The following is a 16,921-nucleotide window of genomic DNA, read 5'->3' as shown; positions in this document are numbered from 1 at the left end:
GCTATTTGTTCTCAGGATTGCCGGCCTTGGCTTTGCGCGCCTTGCCGGCTTCCGAGCGTCCATAATAGAGGTCGCTTTGAAGGTACCGCGAAAGGGCAAAACGGACAAGGACGCCACAGGCGGCTGCGGCCGGAACCGCAACCAGCAGACCGACGAAACCGAAGAGCGCGCCGAAGGCAAAAAGGGCGAACATCAGCCAGACCGGATGCAGGCCGACGCTTTCGCCGACCAGCTTCGGCTGCAGCACATTGCCCTCCAGGAACTGGCCGGTGAAAAAGACGGCGAGCGTGAGGCCGACCCATAGATAATCGGGCCAAAACTGCACCAGGGCGACGCTCAGTGCCATAAACAGGCCGACGAGCGAACCGACATAGGGGATGAAGCTGATCATTCCGGCGAACAGGCCGATCAACAGGCCGAAGTTCAGACCCACAAGCGACAGGCCGACGCCGTAATAGACACCGAGGATAATGCAGAGCGAGCCCTGCCCGCGGATGAAGCCGGCGATCGCCTGATCCACTTCCCGGGCGATCTCGCGCACGGTCGAGACGTGATCGCGCGGCACCCAGGCATCGACCTTGGCGATCATGCGATCCCAGTCGAGCAATATATAGAAGGCGACGACCGGCGTGACGATCATCAGCGAGATGATGTTGACCAGCGCCTTGCCGGAGCTCCATATTTGCGCGAACAGGCCGCCGACAAAGCTCAGCCCATCCGACAATATGCTGGAGAAATTATCCTTGATGGCACCGAGCTGATCGCGAATCCAAATCGGCAGCATCGTCGTCTGCGTATGGGAGATGAACTTCTGGAATTGCTGGACGTAGCCCGGTATATGTTGAATGAAATCATTGAACTGATTGATGATGATCGGGATGAAGATCGTCAGTGCCAGCGCAAAGACCAGCACGAAGGCCACGAGGATCACCACCGTCGCCATGAAGCGGCTGAGGCCGATCCTTTCCAGCCGGTCTGCGACCGGATCGAGGAAATAGGCGACCGACATGCCGGCGATGAAGGGCAAGAGGATCGAGCTGAAGAGATAGAGAAAGACAATGAAGAGGACGAGCACGATCACCCAGAAGGTGACCTGGCGCTTGAGGCTCGCCCCGCTGACTTGTTGCTCCATCGACTTCCCCATTCTTCGCCGCCCGTTGCCGCCCGCTTAGGACATAGGATGACGCCGCAATTATGGTCAAGCCTGCGGCCGGAAATCGGCCTTGGAGCGCTGTGAAGCGGGGAAAATCGAGGGTTTGCCTGCGCTAGCGCCTTGCATAAAGGTTCCTGTCATGCAATGGCGACCCGATTAAAATTATTCCAATTGGAATGATGGCCACCGGAGGCGAAAGCATGAGCCAGTCTGGAAAAAACGGTCTGACCTATAGCGACGCGGGCGTCGATATCGATGCCGGCAATCTGCTGGTCGAAAAGATCAAGCCGGCGGTTCGTTCGACCCGCCGCCCCGGCGCCGATGGCGAAATCGGCGGTTTCGGTGGCCTCTTCGACCTGAAGGCCGCCGGCTTCACCGATCCGGTGCTGGTGGCCGCCAATGACGGCGTTGGCACAAAGCTGAAGATCGCGATCGACGCGAACTATCACGACACCGTCGGCATCGACCTCGTCGCCATGTGCGTCAACGATCTTGTCGTCCAAGGCGCCGAACCGCTGTTCTTCCTCGATTATTTCGCGACCGGCAAGCTCGATCCCAACCAGGGTGCCGCGATCGTCGGCGGTATTGCAGCCGGCTGCCGCGAGGCGGGTTGCGCGCTGATCGGCGGCGAGACGGCGGAAATGCCGGGCATGTATTCCGATGGCGATTACGATCTCGCCGGCTTTGCCGTGGGTGCGGCCGAACGCGGGCAGCTTCTCCCCTCCGGCGATATCGCCGAGGGTGACGTCATTCTCGGTCTTGCCTCCTCCGGCGTTCATTCCAACGGGTTTTCGCTGGTACGCAAGATCGTCGGCATCTCCGGTCTTGGCTGGGACGCGCCGGCTCCCTTTGCCGAGGGCAAGGCGCTCGGCGAAGCCCTGCTGACGCCGACACGCATCTATGTGAAGCCGCTTTTGAAGGTGATCCGCGAGACGCATGCCATCAAGGCGCTCGCCCATATCACCGGCGGCGGTTTCCCGGAGAATATTCCGCGGGTGCTGCCGAAGCATCTTGCTGCCGAGATCGATCTGGCCGCCGTCCAAGTGCCGCCGGTCTTCTCCTGGCTCGCCAAGACAGGCGGCGTCGAGGCCAAGGAAATGCTGCGCACCTTCAATTGCGGCATCGGCATGATCGCTGTCGTGGCGGCCGAGAATGTAGCGGCCGTCAAGGCAGCGCTTGAAGCCGAGGGCGAAAGCATCGTCACGCTCGGCCGCATGATCGCCCGCGACGAAGGCGCTGCCGGCACCGTCTACAAGGGCACGCTGGCAATATGAGTTCGAGCCGCAAACGCGTCGTCGTCTTCATCTCGGGCAGCGGCTCCAATATGATGGCGCTGGTCAAGGCTGCGGCGGCTTCGGATTATCCAGCCGAAATTGTCGGTGTGATCTCCGATAAGGCGGATGCCGGCGGTTTGGCGAAAGCCGCAGCCGAGGGCATTGCTACCTTCGCCTTCGTCCGTAAGGATTTTGCCAGCAAGGAGGCCCATGAGGAGGCAATCCTTGCGCAGCTCGAGGCGCTGTCACCCGATATCATCTGCCTCGCCGGCTATATGCGTCTTCTCTCCGGGCGCTTCATTCAGCGCCACGAAGGCCGGATCATCAATATCCACCCTTCGCTGCTGCCACTTTTCCCCGGGTTGCACACGCATCAACGCGCCATCGACGCCGGCCAGCGGATCGCCGGCTGCACGGTGCATTTCGTCACCGAGGGCATGGACGAAGGCCCGGCGATCGGCCAGGCAGCCGTGCCGGTGCTGACCGACGACACAGCCGAAACGCTTGCCGCCCGCGTACTCACGATCGAGCACCAGCTTTATCCGCAGTCGCTTCGGTTGCTGGCTGAGGGCAAGGTGCGCATGGAAGACGGCAAGGCAATTGCTGCCACCAAGACGCCCGTTGCCCGTGCCCCGCAGATCATTTCACTGCTCGGTGATATCGATCAGATCTAGCCGTTTTCCCCTTAGGCAGCCATTGCCATCAGGGGATGAAGCGTACCGTCGCTGTAGACGACACGGCCGTTGCGGAAGGTGGCGCGGATGCGGTGAACAGCACCGTGCTCGACGGCAACCAGATCGGCCTTCTGGCCGACGGCGATCTCGCCGCGATCCGTGAGCCCCGCAGCGCGCGCGGCACCAGCCGTCGCCATGGCCACGGCTGCCGGTAGACCACCACTGGCGACCTCGGCGATCTTGAAAATGGCCGGCACGAAAGCGGCCGGGTGATAATCGGCAGCGATGATGCCGAGAAGGCCAGCGCCGGCCGCATCGAGCGCACTCAGATTCCCGGACATGGACTGGCCGCGCAGCGCATTCGGCGCGCCCATCAGCGTCCAGAGGCCGCGACGGCGCGCCTCTTCAGCGGCCGGTAGCGTCACCGGGAATTCGCTGATCGTGACACCGAGATCGAACATTTCGGCCACCTTTTCGGCGCTGTCATCGTCATGCGAGGCGAGCGACAGCTTGTGCTTCAAGGTTAGGCCGATGATATCGCGCAGTTTCAGCTCGATATCCGGATCCTGTCGCAGGGCGATGCGCCGGGCCAGCACTTCCTCGGCCGCTTCACGGGTGATGCCGCGGCGCTCCGACATGCTGAGAAGATAGGCTTCAATATTGTTATATTGCCCCTGCCCTGGCGTATGGTCCGTCAGCGAGACCATATCGACGACACCATCTTCCAGGAGCCGCTCCAACGTGGGCGCCGCGCCGACATTGGTGATCTCGTAGCGAGCATGAACGCGGTGGTCGATCAGCAGGTGATCACGCAGGCTGTTGATGCCCTTGATCACCGCCGAGGTGGTCTCCAGCGAGCGGACATGGCCATAGACACTTTCTGTGGCGAAGGAGACGGCGGCATAGGCGGTGGTGACCCCGGCGGCGGCGAGTTTCTTGTCGAGTTCATGGATACCGAAATCGATCGGCATCGTCGCATTCGGCCGCGGAGCGATTTCGCGCTCGATCATATCGCCATGCAGATCCACAAAGCCCGGCATCAGCAGCCGTCCGCCGCCATCGAATGTCGCAGCTTCCACCGGTTCGGACCGGATCTCGGCGATCACGCCATCTTCGATGCGGATAGCCCCCTGATCGACGACTTCATCGGGAAGAACGAGCGTGAAATTGCTGAGCCACATCGGCTTTCTCCTGAAATAGCGTCAATCGTTTTGAAGGTATGGCTGTGGACCGGACCTTTCCGGCGAGCGCCCCTCGGTAGTCGCGATTCGTGACATCATAATGAAAGCTGCGACGCTGATTTTGGCAGCCATTAAGCACCGCCGAACGGTCTTATTTCAGGCTATTTCAGGCTTGCCTTGTTCAACATCGCCCATTGCAACAGCATGATCGTCTTGGCGTCGTAGATCTCGCCGGCTTCGATCATCGCCATGGTTTCGGCGAGCGGCACTTCGAGCACCTCGATATCCTCATGTTCGTGGGCAAGCCCGCCGCCGTTGCCGATGCGGTCCGTCGTATCGACCACAGCAGCAAAGAAATGAATGATCTCGGTAACAGCGCCCGGCGAGGTGAATGCCTTGAACAGGAAGCGGACATCACGGACGCGGAAGCCGGTTTCCTCCATTGCCTCGCGGCGGATCGCCTCTTCCGGATGATCACCGTCGAGCAAGCCGGCGGGTACCTCGATCATCCAGGCTGGAAAGCCGGTGAGATGGGCCGGCAGGCGGAATTGCCGCACGAGGATGACCGTTTCGCGCTTGGGGTCGTAGAGCAGAATGCAGGCGGCAGGCGTGCGGTGATAGATTTCCCGCTTCACCCGATGCGTCTCGCCCGTCGAATCCGTGTAGTCGATGTCGAAGCTGCTGAGCCGCGTCCATTGGTCCGAAAGCGTCTTCTCGCTGACGATCTCGGCCTTCGCCTCGTCGAACTTGTTCATGCTCTATCCTTGCGCAGCCAGACCTTGTTGTCGTGAACAGCCGCGCCGCCATAGGGGGCAACAGGATCGGCGCCGGTCAGAACATTGATCCCCTCACCGTCCACATGCGCCTTGTTCGGCCATAGGCCTTCGGCGATCAGCACGCCCGGCTTCACCTCGGCCGTGATGCGCGCATGAATGCGGATATCGCCCCTGAGATTGCCGAGCTGAACGAGGTCGCCATGAGCGATGTCCAGCGCTGCGGCATCCGCGGGATTGATCATGACTTCCGGGCGACCTTCCTTCTGGCGAGAGGTCTTCGTTTCCGCGAAGCTCGAGTTCAAGAAATTGCGCGACGGCGATGTGGCAAGCCGGAATGGATGATCGGGATCGGCAACTTCGATGACGTCAACCTGATCCGGAAACTCCGGCAGCGCGACATGAGGGCCGAGCAGGCCGACAGCTTCCGGCGGCCGGTTCGGAGCCGGCTGGTTGATCCAATCGGGACGGAAGCGGAACTTGCCGTCGGGATGGGCGAAGCCATTGAGGAAATGCGCATCCTCGAAAGCCGGCTGACGATCGAACCATTTGTGTTCGAGGAAATGATCGTAATCGGGCAGACCGCTTCGCTCCAGAATGCGGTCGATCATCTCGCGGGCCGAAAATCCGAAGCCGGGACGATCGGCGACGCCGAGGCGCTTCGCCAGTTCCTCGATGACGAAGAGATTGCTACGCACCGTCGGCGGCGGCTCGACCAGCTTCGGGCCAAGCAAGATGTGGTTTTGCCCGCCGGCGCGGTAGATGTCGTCATGCTCGACGAACATGGTGGCCGGGATGACGATATCGGCCATCTCGGCAGTATCGGTCATGAATTGTTCGTGCACGGCGACGAAGAGATCGTCGCGCGCAAAGCCGCGCTTCACCAGCCGCTGTTCCGGCGCGATGTTCACCGGATTGGTGTTTTGGATCAGCATCGCCGTCACGGGGCCGCGATGGCGCAAAGCGACGGCATCGCCGGTCAGTGCCCGGCCGATCTGCGACTGGTCGATCGTGCGGATATCCGGGTCCAGCATCGACCGGCCGGTCAGCTCGCTCGCGTCCATGCGGAAGATATCGCTGTTGGAATGAAAGGCGCCGCCGCCCTCATATTGCCAGGAGCCGAGCACGGTGGCGACGGAAGCTGCCGCGTGCATCGCGACCGCGCCGTTGCGCTGGCGGGTGAAGCCGTAGCCGAGGCGGAAATAGGTCTTCTTCGTCGTGCCGACCAGCTTGGCAAAGGCTTCGATCTCATCGACGGATAAGCCGGTGATCGCAGCCGCCCATTCCGGCGTCTTCGTCTTGAGATGCGCTTCGAGACCTGCCGGATCGTCGGCAAATTTGGCCATATAGGCATGATCGGCATAACCGTCGCGGAAGGCGATGTGCATGACGGCGCAGGCGAGCGCAGCATCCGTGCCCGGCTTGACAATGAGCGCCAGGTCGGCCTGTTTCATCGTCGGATTGTCGTAGATATCGATGACGACGATCTTGGCACCGCGCTCCTTGCGCGACTTCACGGCATGGGTCATCACATTGACCTGGGTCGCGACCGCGTTTGTCCCCCAGATAACCACGCAATCGGTACGGCCCATCTCGCGCGGATCAGGACCACGCAGCGTGCCCGTCGCCATGGTGAAGCCGGTCCAGGCGGGGTTTGTGCAGATCGAGGAAAAGAAACCGGAATAGCGCTTGGCATGGCGCAGCCGATTGATGGAATCGCGCTGCACCCAGCCCATGGTGCCGGCATAGTAATAGGGCCAGATCGCTTCGCTGCCGTCTTTAGCCTCAGCCTTGACGAAAGCATCGGCAATTTCGTCCAGCGCGTCGTCCCAGGAGAGTTCCTGCCACTGGCCCTCTCCCTTCGCCCCGGCGCGGCGCAAGGGCTTCATCAGCCGGTCCGGATGGTAAAGCCGTTCGGCATAACGGGCGACTTTGGCGCAGATGACGCCCGCGGTATAGGAATGATCGCCCGCGCCACGCACGCGGCCGATCCTGCCGTCCTCCGTCAGATCGATCTCCAACGCACAGGTGGAGGGACAGTCGTGCGGACAGGCCGTGTGGCCGACCGGGGATTTGGCGTGAATGGGGGTCGCAATGTTCATGCCGTTTGTATATTTCATGCCTTGTCCGGCCAAAAGGCATAATCTGGCCCATCGCAACAATTCATGCGGACTTCACCGACAATGAACTATCGGCATATCTACCACGCGGGCAATTTCGCCGATGTGCTGAAGCACGCGGTACTAGCCCGTCTCATCCGCTACATGCAGAACAAGGACAAGGCTTTCCGTGTTCTCGACACCCATGCAGGCATCGGGCTCTACGATCTCTCTTCGGAGGAGGCGCAGAAGACCGGCGAATGGCTGGATGGTATCGGCCGGCTGCTGAAAGCCGAACTTGTGCCGCAAGTGGCCAATCTGCTGGAGCCTTATCTGACCGCCGTCCGCGAACTCAATCCCGAGGGCGGCCTGCGGTTCTATCCGGGCTCGCCGAAGCTTGCCCGCATGCTGTTCCGCCCACAGGACAGGCTATCGGCGATGGAGCTGCATCCGGAGGATTTCCAGCGGCTGCATCGGTTATTCGAGGGCGACCACCATGCGCGCATCACCGAGCTCGACGGCTGGCTGGCGCTCGGCGCGCATCTGCCGCCGAAGGAGAAGCGCGGCATCGTGCTGGTCGATCCGCCGTTCGAAGAAGACGGCGAATATGAGCGGCTGGCGGACGGACTTGCGAAAGCCTGGCGCCGCTTTCCCGGCGGCACCTATTGCCTCTGGTATCCGCTCAAGAAGGATGCACCGATCAAGGCTTTTCATGAGGCATTGCAGGCTTTGGAGATTCCGAAGATGCTCTGCGCCGAGCTGACGGTCAAAAGCGATCGCGGCTTCACCGGACTAACCGGCTCCGGCCTCATTATCGTCAATCCGCCATTTACGCTGAAGGACGAGCTGCATGCCTTGCTGCCGGCCCTGAAGGATATGCTGGCGCAGGACCGCTTCGCCTCGCAGCGCGCCTTCTGGCTGCGCGGCGAACAATGATATTTCTTTCGCCCAGGTGATCCCATGAAGCTTCTCTGCTCGCCCGCTTCCCCCTTCTCCAGCAAGGTGCGGATGGCAGCCCGCCATCTCGGCATCGAGTTCACCGAAATCCATGTCGACACCAATGCCGGTCCGGCCCTGCTGGTCGACAACAATCCGCTCGGCAAGATTCCGACGCTGCTGACGGAAGACGGCGTGTCGATCTTCGACAGCCGCGCGATCATGCATTATTTCCATCGGCTGAAGGGCAAGACGCTTTATCCTGCCAAGGAGAGCAAACGCATAGACGCCGAGGTGCTGGAAGCGCTTTGCGACGGCACCAATGACTGCCTCCTGTCGATCGTCTACGAGCGGCGCTTGCGCGATCAGGACAAGCAGCATCAGCCATGGATCGACCGGCAGTGGACGAAAGTGAGCCGCGCGCTCGCCCACCTCAACGCCGAACCGCCGAAGATCGGCAAGAAACTGCATGGCGGGCATTTCGCTCTAGCGTCCATGATAGGCTATCTGCAACTGCGCTTCGAGGGACAGTGGGAAGCGGACCATGCTGACCTTATCGATTGGGCACGCAAGTTCGAAAAGCACTTTCCGGACTATCAGGCTATGAAGCCGCGGGCCTGACGGCGTCCCTCTTAGCCCTGGCGCGAACTGTCGATTTTGATGAAATCGACGAAGGCGCGCAAGGCGGTCGGCAACTGCCGGCGGCTTGGATAATAGAGAAAGAAGCCGGGATAATAGGGGCACCAGTCCTCCAGCACACGGATCAGCCGGCCATCCTTCAAAGCCGGCAGCGCGAGATCCTCGAACATGAAAGCAAGACCGGAGCCGTTGACGGCGGCTTCGAACATCATGTCGAGGTCGCCGAGCGTCAGCGGCCCCTGTACCTCAATCTCCAGCTCAATGCCGCCGCGTTCGAATTCCCAACGATAGTAGGTGCCGCTCGGGAAACGATAGCGGATGCACGGGTGATCCTTCAGATCATGCGGCGTGACCGGTTTGGCGAAACGCTGAAAATGTTCGGGCGAACCGACGATCGCAGTCCGCTGGCGGGGGCCGATGGCGATGGCGATCATGTCGGCGGCGATGCTTTCGCCGAACCGCACGCCGGCATCGAAGCCGCCGGAAACCGTGTCCACGAGCGCATCGTCCGCCACGATTTCCATTTCGACAGCGGGATAAGCCCTCAGGAACCGCGATACGATCGGCAACAACACCATCTTGGCGGCAGGGCGCGGGGCGTTGATACGCAGCTTGCCATAGGGCTGGCCGCGAAATTTATCGAGATCCTCGAGCGCGTCGTCGATATCGAGGAAGGCCGGGCGGATACGCTCGAACAGGCGCTCGCCGGCCTCCGTCAAGCCGACGCCGCGGGTGGTGCGATTGACCAACCGCACGTCCAGCCGTTCCTCGATCGCCCGCAGCGAATGGCTGAGCGCTGAAGCCGTCACGCCGAGTTCAACCGCAGCCTTGCGAAAGCTGCGGTGTTGGGCAATCGCCAGGAAAATTGCCAGATCGGTTGAACGGATGCGCCGCATTGATGAGATTTTCTCAGCACTTCAAGGAGGAGAAGATAGATTACCTCATCAGAGCCATCAAGCTATCTTTCCCCTGCAAGCAAATTCCACGCACGGAATTGCAACCCCACGAAAGGAGAAAGTCATGCGCGTTTGGTTCATTACGGGTGCATCCCGCGGCTTCGGCGCCCTCATAGCTCAGGAAGCCCTCAAAGCCGGCGACGCCGTTGTCGCCACGGCCCGCAACCCCGCAGGCCTTGCGGAAAAGTTCGGCAATCATCCGAACCTCCTGCCCGTTGCCCTCGACGTTTCGAACGAGGCACAGGCCCATGAAGCGGCTGCAGAAGCCGTCAAGCGCTTCGGCCGGATCGACATTCTTCTCAACAATGCCGGCTACGGCCTGCTGGGTGCAGTTGAAGAGGCTACAGCCGAAGAAATCGAGAAGATCTATGCCACCAACGTCTTCGGCCTGCTGAAGGTCACGCGCGCCATCCTTCCGCACATGCGCCGCCAACGTTCCGGCCATGTGATCAACATGTCGTCGGTCGGTGGCTACCAGAGCTTTGCCGGTTGGGGCGTCTATTGCTCAACGAAATTCGCAGTCGAAGCTCTGTCCGAGGCAATGGCGTCGGAACTGCAGCCGCTGGGGATCAAGGTCACGGTTGTCGAACCCGGCTTCTTCCGGACCGACTTCCTTGACGAAAGCTCGCTCGCCGTCAGCCCGAGCTCGATTGGCGACTACAAGGACACGCCTGCCGGTGCGATGCGCGATTTCGCCGCCGGTCACAACCACGGCCAGCCCGGCGATCCGGCACGGCTTGCAAAGTCGATGATCACGCTTGCACATTCGGCCAACCCGCCGCTGCGCATGCCCTTCGGCTCCGATACGGTCGGCGTGATCGAGACCAAGAATGAATACGTCGTCAAGGAACTAGCCAACTGGCGCGAACTGGCCGTCTCGACGGACTTCCCGAAGGACGCCGCGTAAATATCAGAACCACGAAACGGAAAAAGCCGGGGCGATAACCCCGGCTTTTGTCAGATTATGCCATCAAATTATTAGAACTTGACGCCGATACCGACCTTGACGCTCTGCTCGTCGTAGCCACGCGAGAAGCTGCCGGAGTCGAGGTTGAAGTCCTTCTTGCCGTAGTCGGTGTAACGGTACTCAAGACGAGCCGTGATGTTGTTGGTGATGAAGGTTTCAGCACCTGCACCGACCGTGTAGCCAACAGCCGTCTTGCTTTCAGACGAGGTAGCGTCCTCGAGCTTGTTCTGGCCGATTGCCAGACCGGCAGTGCCGTACAGCATGAACGGGTTGAAGTCGTAACCGATACGGCCGCGAACCGAGCCGTTTACGCCGTTCTTGGCGGTAAGGCCATTGCGGGTCGAGTCGGAGTCGGCGTAGCCGAGGTCGCCTTCAACGCCATATACGATCTGGCCCTGCTGCCAGTTGTAGCCGGTGAAAGCCTCACCGCCGAAAGCGTAGGAGTTGCCGTTGTGGTTGAAGTGACCGGCATTCCAGTCGCCAGCACCACCGATGTAGAAACCGGCCCAGTTGTTGACAACCGGCGGAGCCTCCTGGGCGACGGGCGGCTGCGGAACCTGCTCCACAGCGTCGGCTGCATGAGCCGCGGTGAAGCCGCCGAGAGCGAAACCAGAGACCATGAGGGTCGTGATGAGAGTACGCATACTTTTCTCCTTTCAGTCCCGTGTTCTTCGTCTACTGATGACCTCGAAGCACCACGAGCAATTACAAGATGTCCCTCCCGGATCGGGACTGAAATTGGAATGCAAATGAGGAATTCGAAGAGCTAAAATATGATATCATTGTGGCACAGAGGTGGCTGAATTTCGATGTTGCTTGAGCGCAACAGAGGAATTGTTAACCATAATGATTGGTTAAAGCATGTATACTTATTTTAATCGAAATATAACTGAAGTTTTACATAGGTCGCCGCTGCCGATCTCCGTGCAGAAGCATCTTTTCATATGGTGTATCGACGACCTATATGAGTGCCAGTTGGGTAATGGCGACGAAAAGGCAGCATCTTGAGCCAGGAAAAACTACGCACAGCGCTTATATCAGGTGCATCAAAAAGAATAGGCCGGGCAATCGCAGAGGATTTGTCGGCTAACGGCTTTGCGGTGGCGCTGCATGCCAATCAATCGTTCGCCGAGGCAACCGAAGTCGTGGCGAAATTGCGGCAACAGGGCAGAAAGGCAATTGCGATCAAGGCCGACCTGCAAAATTCGGCGGAAACATCGACGCTGATCGAAAGGGCCGTTTCGGAGCTTGGACCGCTGGATCTGCTGGTCAACAACGCCTCCGTTTTCCAGGGTGATTCCGCCGACAACTTCGACGCCGAAGCCTTCGACGCGCATTTTGCCGTGCATGTCCGCGCGCCCTCCATCCTCGCCGCGGATTTCGTGCGGCAGCTTCCGGACGGCATCCCGGGGTTGATCGTCAACATTGTCGATCAGCGCGTCTGGGCGCTGAACCCACGCTTCTATTCCTATACCTTGTCGAAGGCCGCCCTGTGGACGGCGACCCAGACGATGGCGCAGACCTTTGCGCCGCGCATCCGCGTCAACGCCATCGGCCCCGGTCCGACGGTGCGCAGCGTCCGACAGACGGAAGAGGACTTCCAAGCGCAGATCGATGGTCTCATATTGAAGGCTGCGCCCGGCCTCGAGGAATTCGGTCGCACCGTCCGCTTTCTTTTTGACACGCCTTCGATCACGGGCCAAATGATAGCGCTCGATGGCGGCCAGCATCTTGCCTGGGAAACGCCTGATGTGTCGGAGAGCATGGAATGAACGGACGAAAGCTGCCCGACGGCGGCATTCTCTATGACGAATCAGAGGACATTGAAGACGACATCGAGGTAGAAGGCGATGCTGGCGCCTCCCCCGTCGCGCCCGTCGACTGGAACGAAGGCGGCAAGAACGAAACCGGCCTTCAGGGCGCTGAACTGATCGCCGAATTCGTCAAGCGCCTGCCGAACAATCCCGGCGTCTATCGCATGTTCAACGAAGCCGGCGACGTTCTCTACGTCGGCAAGGCGCGCAGCCTGAAGAAGCGTGTCGCCAATTATGCGATGGGCCGCGTGCATTCCAACCGCATCGCCCGCATGGTGCGCGAAACCGCCAATATGGAGTTCGTCACCACCCGCACCGAGACCGAAGCGCTGTTGCTGGAAGCGAATCTGATCAAGCGCTTACGGCCGCGCTTCAACGTATTGCTGCGGGACGACAAGTCCTTTCCCTATATTCTCATCACCGGCGATCACCGGGCACCGGCGATCTTCAAGCATCGCGGCGCGCGTGCCCGCAAGGGTGAGTATTTCGGCCCCTTCGCGTCAGCGGGCGCCGTCGGCCGCACCATCAATTCGCTGCAACGCGCCTTCCTGATCCGCACCTGCACCGACAGCGTTTTCGAGACCCGGACCCGACCCTGCCTGCTCTATCAGATCAAGCGCTGCTCAGGGCCTTGCACCCGCGAGATCAGCGATGAGGGCTATGCGGAGCTGGTGCAGGAGGCGAAGGACTTTCTCTCCGGCAAGAGCCAGAACGTGAAAGCCCATATGGCGGAGGCGATGAACGCTGCCGCTGAGGATCTCGATTTCGAGCGCGCCGCCGTCTATCGCGACCGGCTGGCGGCGCTGTCGCATGTGCAAAGCCATCAGGGCATCAATCCCGCCGGCGTCGAAGAAGCCGACGTCTTTGCCATCCATCACGAGGGCGGCATTTCCTGCATCCAGGTCTTCTTCTTCCGCACCGGGCAGAACTGGGGCAACCGCGCCTATTTCCCGAAGGCTGACCCGTCGCTTTCCGGCGCCGAAGTGCTGAATGCGTTTCTGGCGCAATTCTACGACGACAAGCCGGTGCCGAGGCAGATCCTGCTATCGGAGACGGTCGAGGAAATCGAGCTGCTGGCAGCAGCGCTCGGCGAAAAGGCCGGGCACAAGGTCACGATCCTGGTGCCGCAGCGCGGCGAGAAGCGCGACCTCGTCGATCACGTCGTTGCCAATGCCCGCGAAGCGCATGGCCGCAAGCTTGCCGAGACCGCCTCACAATCGCGGCTGCTCGAAGGCTTCAAGGAGACATTCCAGCTTCCCTATGTGCCGCAACGCATCGAGATCTATGACAACTCGCACATCATGGGCACGAATGCGGTTGGCGGTATGGTGGTGGCTGGGCCGGAAGGGTTCGTCAAAGGCCAATACCGCAAGTTCAACATCAAATCGACCGACATCACGCCCGGCGACGATTTCGGCATGATGCGCGAAGTCATGACCCGGCGCTTTTCTCGCCTGCTGAAGGAAGAGGGCAAGCCGGACCGCAGCCCGAATACGGAGAGCGCAGCCGTTGACGCTGCGGATCAGCCCTTCCCCGCTTGGCCGGACGTCATCCTCATCGATGGCGGCCAAGGACAGATGACAGCGGTGCGCGCCATTCTCGAGGAGCTCGGAATTACCGACAGCGTCATCGCCATCGGCGTCGCCAAGGGTGTCGACCGCGATGCCGGACGCGAGCGCTTCTTTGCGCCCGCCCGCGAGAGCTTCACCCTGCCGCCCCGTGATCCCGTGCTCTACTTCATCCAGCGCCTGCGCGACGAGGCCCATCGTTTTGCCATCGGCTCGCATCGAGCACGCCGCAAGAAGGAAATGGTGAAAAACCCGCTGGACGAAATCGGCGGCATCGGCCCTTCGCGCAAGCGGGCGCTGCTGCAGCATTTCGGCACCGCAAAAGCCGTGTCGCGCGCGGCCCTATCCGACCTGATGGCCGTCGAAGGCATATCCGAAGCCGTGGCGCGGCAGGTCTATAACCATTTTCACGAGGACGCCGCGAAATAAGAAAAGCTGGTCGCAAATTCCACGCAATGACGGTGAAAAAACAGAAACAATATTGACGGCAAGCTCCTCAAACCGCCATCTAAGGCATGATCTCAAGAGGTGCGGGACGGTTTTTGGATAAGATCATGCTAAATCAAATAGCTGGAACGAGATGACGCCTTGGGGGAAGGCCATTTTAGTCCAGCGAAACAACTGAAACGAAACGATTTCCATGGCTTCGCGCGCATATAGCATTCCCAATCTGCTCACCTATGGCCGCATTCTCTGCGTGCCGTTGATCGTCCTGTGCTTCTTCGTCGAAGGCAAACTGGAAGGGTCCGATTTCGCGCGCTGGGTGGCGCTGTGGATTTTCATCATCGCCTCGATCACCGACTTTCTGGACGGCTATCTCGCGCGCATCTGGAATCAGACGTCGAATATCGGCCGTATGCTCGATCCGATCGCCGACAAGCTGCTGGTTTCGGCGATCCTGCTGCTGGTCGCTGCCGACGGCACGATCGCCGGCTGGTCGCTCTGGGCTGCCATCATCATCCTTTGCCGCGAAATTCTCGTCTCGGGCCTGCGCGAATATCTGGCGGCGCTGAAGGTCAGCGTGCCGGTGACGCGCATCGCCAAATGGAAGACGACCGCGCAGCTCGTCGCCATCGCCTTCCTGCTGGCTGGGCCGGCCGGCGACAAGGTGATACCCTATACGACGGAGATGGGCATCGTCCTGCTCTGGGTCGCAGCGCTGCTGACCATCTACACCGGCTACGATTATTTCCGCGCCGGCTTGAAGCATGTGGTGGATGAGGAATGATGACGAAGCTCGTCTATTTCGCCTGGGTACGTGAGCGGATTGGCAAGGGTGAAGAAGAGATTTCGCTCCCCGCCGAAGTGATCACCGTCGGCGATCTCCTGAATCATTTGAAGAGCTTGGGCGAGGAATACGAGACGGCGCTTCAATTTCCCGAGGCGATCCGCGTCGCCATCGATATGGAACATGCCGATCATGACGAACCGATTGCCGGAGCGCGCGAGATTGGGTTGTTCCCGCCAATGACGGGTGGGTGACGACCATGGCTGCCGGGCCGTTTGTCAGGGTTCAAAGCGACGATTTCGACCTTCAGGCCGAGGTCGACCGCCTGACCGAAGGACAGCATAATATCGGCGCTGTCGTGACCTTTTCCGGCCTCTGCCGCGACGAAGGCGGCATGCTGGGTGCTCTCGAGCTCGAACATTATCCCGGCATGGCGGAGGCGGAGATCACCCGCATCGCGACGCTCGCCATCGAACGCTTCGAGCTTCGCGGCCTGACGGCCATCCATCGCTACGGCAAAATTGCTCCGGGAGAAAACATCGTCCTCGTCATCGCCGCCGCCTCGCATCGGCAAGCTGCCTTTGACGGTGCCAATTTCGTCATGGACTTTTTGAAGACCTCGGCGCCCTTCTGGAAGAAGGAGCATGCAAAAGACGGCAGGCAAGGCGATTGGGTTTCGGCCAAGGATGCGGACGATGCCGCGCGGGCCAAATGGGCCGATAAAGAATAGGCTTTAGAGCGCAATTGCTCTACGGGGCCACACGCTCCCGCCGACTCAATACCAGCAGCAGGACGAGCAGCGAGAAGATCACGAAATCGCGCCAGAGGAACGGTCCGTAGGCGCCCCACATGGTCTCGAACAGGCCGAGCAATGCCGCTCCACCCGCCGATTTCAGCGGATCGGAATAACCGCCGACAGCGGCAATCATCAGCACCTTCAGCCCGAACATCAGCCCGGCGCCGAAATCCATCGTGCCGTAATAGCAAGTCGCCAGCAGGCCGCAGGCGGTTGCGACCAATGCTGAGGCCATATACGCCAGGAGAAAGACGCGGTTGGCACTTGTGCCGCAAAGCTCGGCCGCCAGCGCATCATCCGTCACCGCCCGCCAGATGCGCCCCCATCCGGTATATCTCAGCACATAGGTCCCGCCGAGGATCACCACGATCATCAGCGCCGTATTGAGGAGCTGGATTTCGGTCAGCGTGACCCGGAAACCGCCGCTGTCCCAAAAGACGATCATCTCGTTCAAAAAAGGTGGCAGCCAGATGCCGCGCGTATTGGAAGCCAGCCGCGCCGTCTCCATCAATATGATCATCATGCCAAGCGCTGCGACGATGATCGTGTTGGGCGATTTGCGCGACAGCGGCAGCATGACCGAACGACCGATGAGGAAGCTCGTCCCCAGCGTATAGGCGAGCGCAATGGCAGTGCCGAAGGCGAGCGCGGCCGGCAGAATGAGAAACATCCTCGTGTAGCCGACGTCGGTGAACAGGACCAGCATCTGGCCGGCAAAGGCGAAAAGCGCGCCATAGGTAATATCGGCCCGCTTCATCACACCGAAAGCAACGGCATAGCCGAAAGCCAGCGCCGCATAGAGCGCGGCAAGCGGAACGGCATTTGCCAATTGCTGCAGGAGATAGGCCATGGAACCTCCGGAT

General features: G+C 60.4%; 17 protein-coding genes. 10 read left to right on the top strand and 7 right to left on the bottom strand.

Annotated features, from left to right (window positions below):
* Nucleotide 1: 1 nt before the first annotated feature.
* Nucleotides 2–1,132: an AI-2E family transporter gene (locus QA648_RS04405; RefSeq protein WP_283049882.1), complete on the bottom strand. Its 1,131-nt coding sequence runs from the start codon at nt 1,130–1,132 to the stop codon at nt 2–4.
* A gap of 221 nt (nt 1,133–1,353) precedes the next feature.
* Between QA648_RS04405 and purM the strand changes: the two genes are divergently transcribed.
* On the top strand, nt 1,354–2,427 hold the full coding sequence (gene purM, locus QA648_RS04400) for a phosphoribosylformylglycinamidine cyclo-ligase (RefSeq protein WP_283049880.1): 1,074 nt from the start codon (nt 1,354–1,356) through the stop codon (nt 2,425–2,427).
* Entirely contained in the window at nt 2,424–3,101 is a 678-nt protein-coding gene (gene purN, locus QA648_RS04395; RefSeq protein ID WP_104822597.1) for a phosphoribosylglycinamide formyltransferase, read from the top strand. Before purM ends, purN begins: the two co-directional genes overlap by 4 nt.
* An 11-nt stretch (nt 3,102–3,112) precedes the next feature.
* Here the strand turns inward: purN and QA648_RS04390 are convergent, their stop codons facing one another.
* The 3 genes from QA648_RS04390 to QA648_RS04380 all read right to left on the bottom strand — a co-directional run bounded on the left by QA648_RS04390 (nt 3,113) and on the right by QA648_RS04380 (nt 7,175).
* Nucleotides 3,113–4,282 carry an alpha-D-ribose 1-methylphosphonate 5-triphosphate diphosphatase gene (locus QA648_RS04390; RefSeq protein WP_104822596.1) on the bottom strand — a complete coding sequence of 390 codons (1,170 nt, stop codon included), beginning with the start codon at nt 4,280–4,282 and terminating at the stop codon, nt 3,113–3,115.
* Between the two features lie 161 nt (nt 4,283–4,443).
* Complete coding sequence (locus QA648_RS04385) at nt 4,444–5,037, bottom strand: NUDIX domain-containing protein (RefSeq protein ID WP_104822595.1); 594 nt, start codon at nt 5,035–5,037, stop codon at nt 4,444–4,446.
* Nucleotides 5,034–7,175: a molybdopterin oxidoreductase family protein gene (locus QA648_RS04380; RefSeq protein WP_283049878.1), complete on the bottom strand. Its 2,142-nt coding sequence runs from the start codon at nt 7,173–7,175 to the stop codon at nt 5,034–5,036. The genes QA648_RS04385 and QA648_RS04380 overlap by 4 nt, the downstream gene beginning before the upstream one ends.
* A 63-nt stretch (nt 7,176–7,238) precedes the next feature.
* Here QA648_RS04380 and QA648_RS04375 point away from each other — a divergent pair, with 63 nt between their 5' ends.
* Both QA648_RS04375 and QA648_RS04370 read left to right on the top strand, forming a co-directional pair.
* Nucleotides 7,239–8,090 carry a 23S rRNA (adenine(2030)-N(6))-methyltransferase RlmJ gene (locus QA648_RS04375; RefSeq protein ID WP_283049876.1) on the top strand — a complete coding sequence of 284 codons (852 nt, stop codon included), beginning with the start codon at nt 7,239–7,241 and terminating at the stop codon, nt 8,088–8,090.
* A 24-nt stretch (nt 8,091–8,114) separates the two neighbouring features.
* Entirely contained in the window at nt 8,115–8,711 is a 597-nt protein-coding gene (locus QA648_RS04370) for a glutathione S-transferase (RefSeq protein ID WP_283049874.1), read from the top strand.
* 11 nt (nt 8,712–8,722) lie between these two features.
* On the opposite strand, the gene QA648_RS04365 is transcribed toward QA648_RS04370, so the two are convergent.
* Nucleotides 8,723–9,625 (bottom strand): LysR family transcriptional regulator, encoded by a 903-nt coding sequence (locus tag QA648_RS04365; protein WP_104822591.1) that lies wholly within the window; start codon nt 9,623–9,625, stop codon nt 8,723–8,725.
* A 124-nt stretch (nt 9,626–9,749) separates the two neighbouring features.
* On the opposite strand from QA648_RS04365, the gene QA648_RS04360 reads away from it, so the two are divergent.
* Nucleotides 9,750–10,592, top strand: coding sequence for an oxidoreductase (locus QA648_RS04360; RefSeq protein ID WP_283049871.1), 843 nt, complete (start codon nt 9,750–9,752; stop codon nt 10,590–10,592).
* A gap of 71 nt (nt 10,593–10,663) precedes the next feature.
* Here the strand turns inward: QA648_RS04360 and QA648_RS04355 are convergent, their stop codons facing one another.
* Nucleotides 10,664–11,296, bottom strand: a complete 633-nt coding sequence (locus QA648_RS04355) for an outer membrane protein (protein WP_104822589.1) — start codon at nt 11,294–11,296, stop codon at nt 10,664–10,666.
* Between the two features lie 360 nt (nt 11,297–11,656).
* On the opposite strand from QA648_RS04355, the gene QA648_RS04350 reads away from it, so the two are divergent.
* From QA648_RS04350 to QA648_RS04330, 5 genes are all read left to right on the top strand, one after another.
* Nucleotides 11,657–12,424: an SDR family oxidoreductase gene (locus QA648_RS04350; protein WP_283049870.1), complete on the top strand. Its 768-nt coding sequence runs from the start codon at nt 11,657–11,659 to the stop codon at nt 12,422–12,424.
* On the top strand, nt 12,421–14,463 hold the full coding sequence (uvrC, locus tag QA648_RS04345; RefSeq protein ID WP_283049868.1) for an excinuclease ABC subunit UvrC: 2,043 nt from the start codon (nt 12,421–12,423) through the stop codon (nt 14,461–14,463). Before QA648_RS04350 ends, uvrC begins: the two co-directional genes overlap by 4 nt.
* A 211-nt stretch (nt 14,464–14,674) precedes the next feature.
* Nucleotides 14,675–15,262, top strand: coding sequence for a CDP-diacylglycerol--glycerol-3-phosphate 3-phosphatidyltransferase (pgsA, locus tag QA648_RS04340; RefSeq protein WP_104822586.1), 588 nt, complete (start codon nt 14,675–14,677; stop codon nt 15,260–15,262).
* Nucleotides 15,262–15,516 carry a molybdopterin converting factor subunit 1 gene (gene moaD / locus QA648_RS04335; protein WP_104825044.1) on the top strand — a complete coding sequence of 85 codons (255 nt, stop codon included), beginning with the start codon at nt 15,262–15,264 and terminating at the stop codon, nt 15,514–15,516. Before pgsA ends, moaD begins: the two co-directional genes overlap by 1 nt.
* A gap of 5 nt (nt 15,517–15,521) precedes the next feature.
* A complete protein-coding gene (locus QA648_RS04330) occupies nt 15,522–15,992 on the top strand; it encodes a molybdenum cofactor biosynthesis protein MoaE (protein ID WP_283049866.1) in 471 nt (156 codons plus the stop codon).
* Nucleotides 15,993–16,011: 19 nt separating this feature from the next.
* On the opposite strand, the gene QA648_RS04325 is transcribed toward QA648_RS04330, so the two are convergent.
* Nucleotides 16,012–16,908, bottom strand: a complete 897-nt coding sequence (locus QA648_RS04325) for a branched-chain amino acid ABC transporter permease (protein ID WP_283049864.1) — start codon at nt 16,906–16,908, stop codon at nt 16,012–16,014.
* Between the last annotated feature and the right edge of the window lie 13 nt (nt 16,909–16,921).

It is taken from the genome of Rhizobium sp. CB3171 (genome assembly GCF_029714265.1).
In the GTDB taxonomy this organism is placed as follows: Bacteria; Pseudomonadota; Alphaproteobacteria; order Rhizobiales; family Rhizobiaceae; genus Rhizobium.
The sequence above is the reverse complement of the archived record's forward strand: the minus strand, read 5'-3'. Positions and strand labels throughout refer to the sequence as shown.

Bases quoted from the DNA above. Each gene is read 5' to 3' on its own strand.
- moaD (WP_104825044.1), top strand. From the start codon at position 15,262: ATGACGAAGCTCGTCTATTTCGCCTGGGTACGTGAGCGGATTGGCAAG.
- QA648_RS04370 (WP_283049874.1), top strand. From the start codon at position 8,115: ATGAAGCTTCTCTGCTCGCCCGCTTCCCCCTTCTCCAGCAAGGTGCGG.
- QA648_RS04355 (WP_104822589.1), bottom strand. From the start codon at position 11,296: ATGCGTACTCTCATCACGACCCTCATGGTCTCTGGTTTCGCTCTCGGC.
- QA648_RS04390 (WP_104822596.1), bottom strand. From the start codon at position 4,282: ATGTGGCTCAGCAATTTCACGCTCGTTCTTCCCGATGAAGTCGTCGAT.
- QA648_RS04380 (WP_283049878.1), bottom strand. From the start codon at position 7,175: ATGAAATATACAAACGGCATGAACATTGCGACCCCCATTCACGCCAAA.
- pgsA (WP_104822586.1), top strand. From the start codon at position 14,675: ATGGCTTCGCGCGCATATAGCATTCCCAATCTGCTCACCTATGGCCGC.
- QA648_RS04365 (WP_104822591.1), bottom strand. From the start codon at position 9,625: ATGCGGCGCATCCGTTCAACCGATCTGGCAATTTTCCTGGCGATTGCC.
- QA648_RS04385 (WP_104822595.1), bottom strand. From the start codon at position 5,037: ATGAACAAGTTCGACGAGGCGAAGGCCGAGATCGTCAGCGAGAAGACG.
- QA648_RS04360 (WP_283049871.1), top strand. From the start codon at position 9,750: ATGCGCGTTTGGTTCATTACGGGTGCATCCCGCGGCTTCGGCGCCCTC.
- uvrC (WP_283049868.1), top strand. From the start codon at position 12,421: ATGAACGGACGAAAGCTGCCCGACGGCGGCATTCTCTATGACGAATCA.
- purN (WP_104822597.1), top strand. From the start codon at position 2,424: ATGAGTTCGAGCCGCAAACGCGTCGTCGTCTTCATCTCGGGCAGCGGC.
- QA648_RS04405 (WP_283049882.1), bottom strand. From the start codon at position 1,132: ATGGAGCAACAAGTCAGCGGGGCGAGCCTCAAGCGCCAGGTCACCTTC.
- QA648_RS04375 (WP_283049876.1), top strand. From the start codon at position 7,239: ATGAACTATCGGCATATCTACCACGCGGGCAATTTCGCCGATGTGCTG.
- QA648_RS04325 (WP_283049864.1), bottom strand. From the start codon at position 16,908: ATGGCCTATCTCCTGCAGCAATTGGCAAATGCCGTTCCGCTTGCCGCG.
- QA648_RS04330 (WP_283049866.1), top strand. From the start codon at position 15,522: ATGGCTGCCGGGCCGTTTGTCAGGGTTCAAAGCGACGATTTCGACCTT.
- purM (WP_283049880.1), top strand. From the start codon at position 1,354: ATGAGCCAGTCTGGAAAAAACGGTCTGACCTATAGCGACGCGGGCGTC.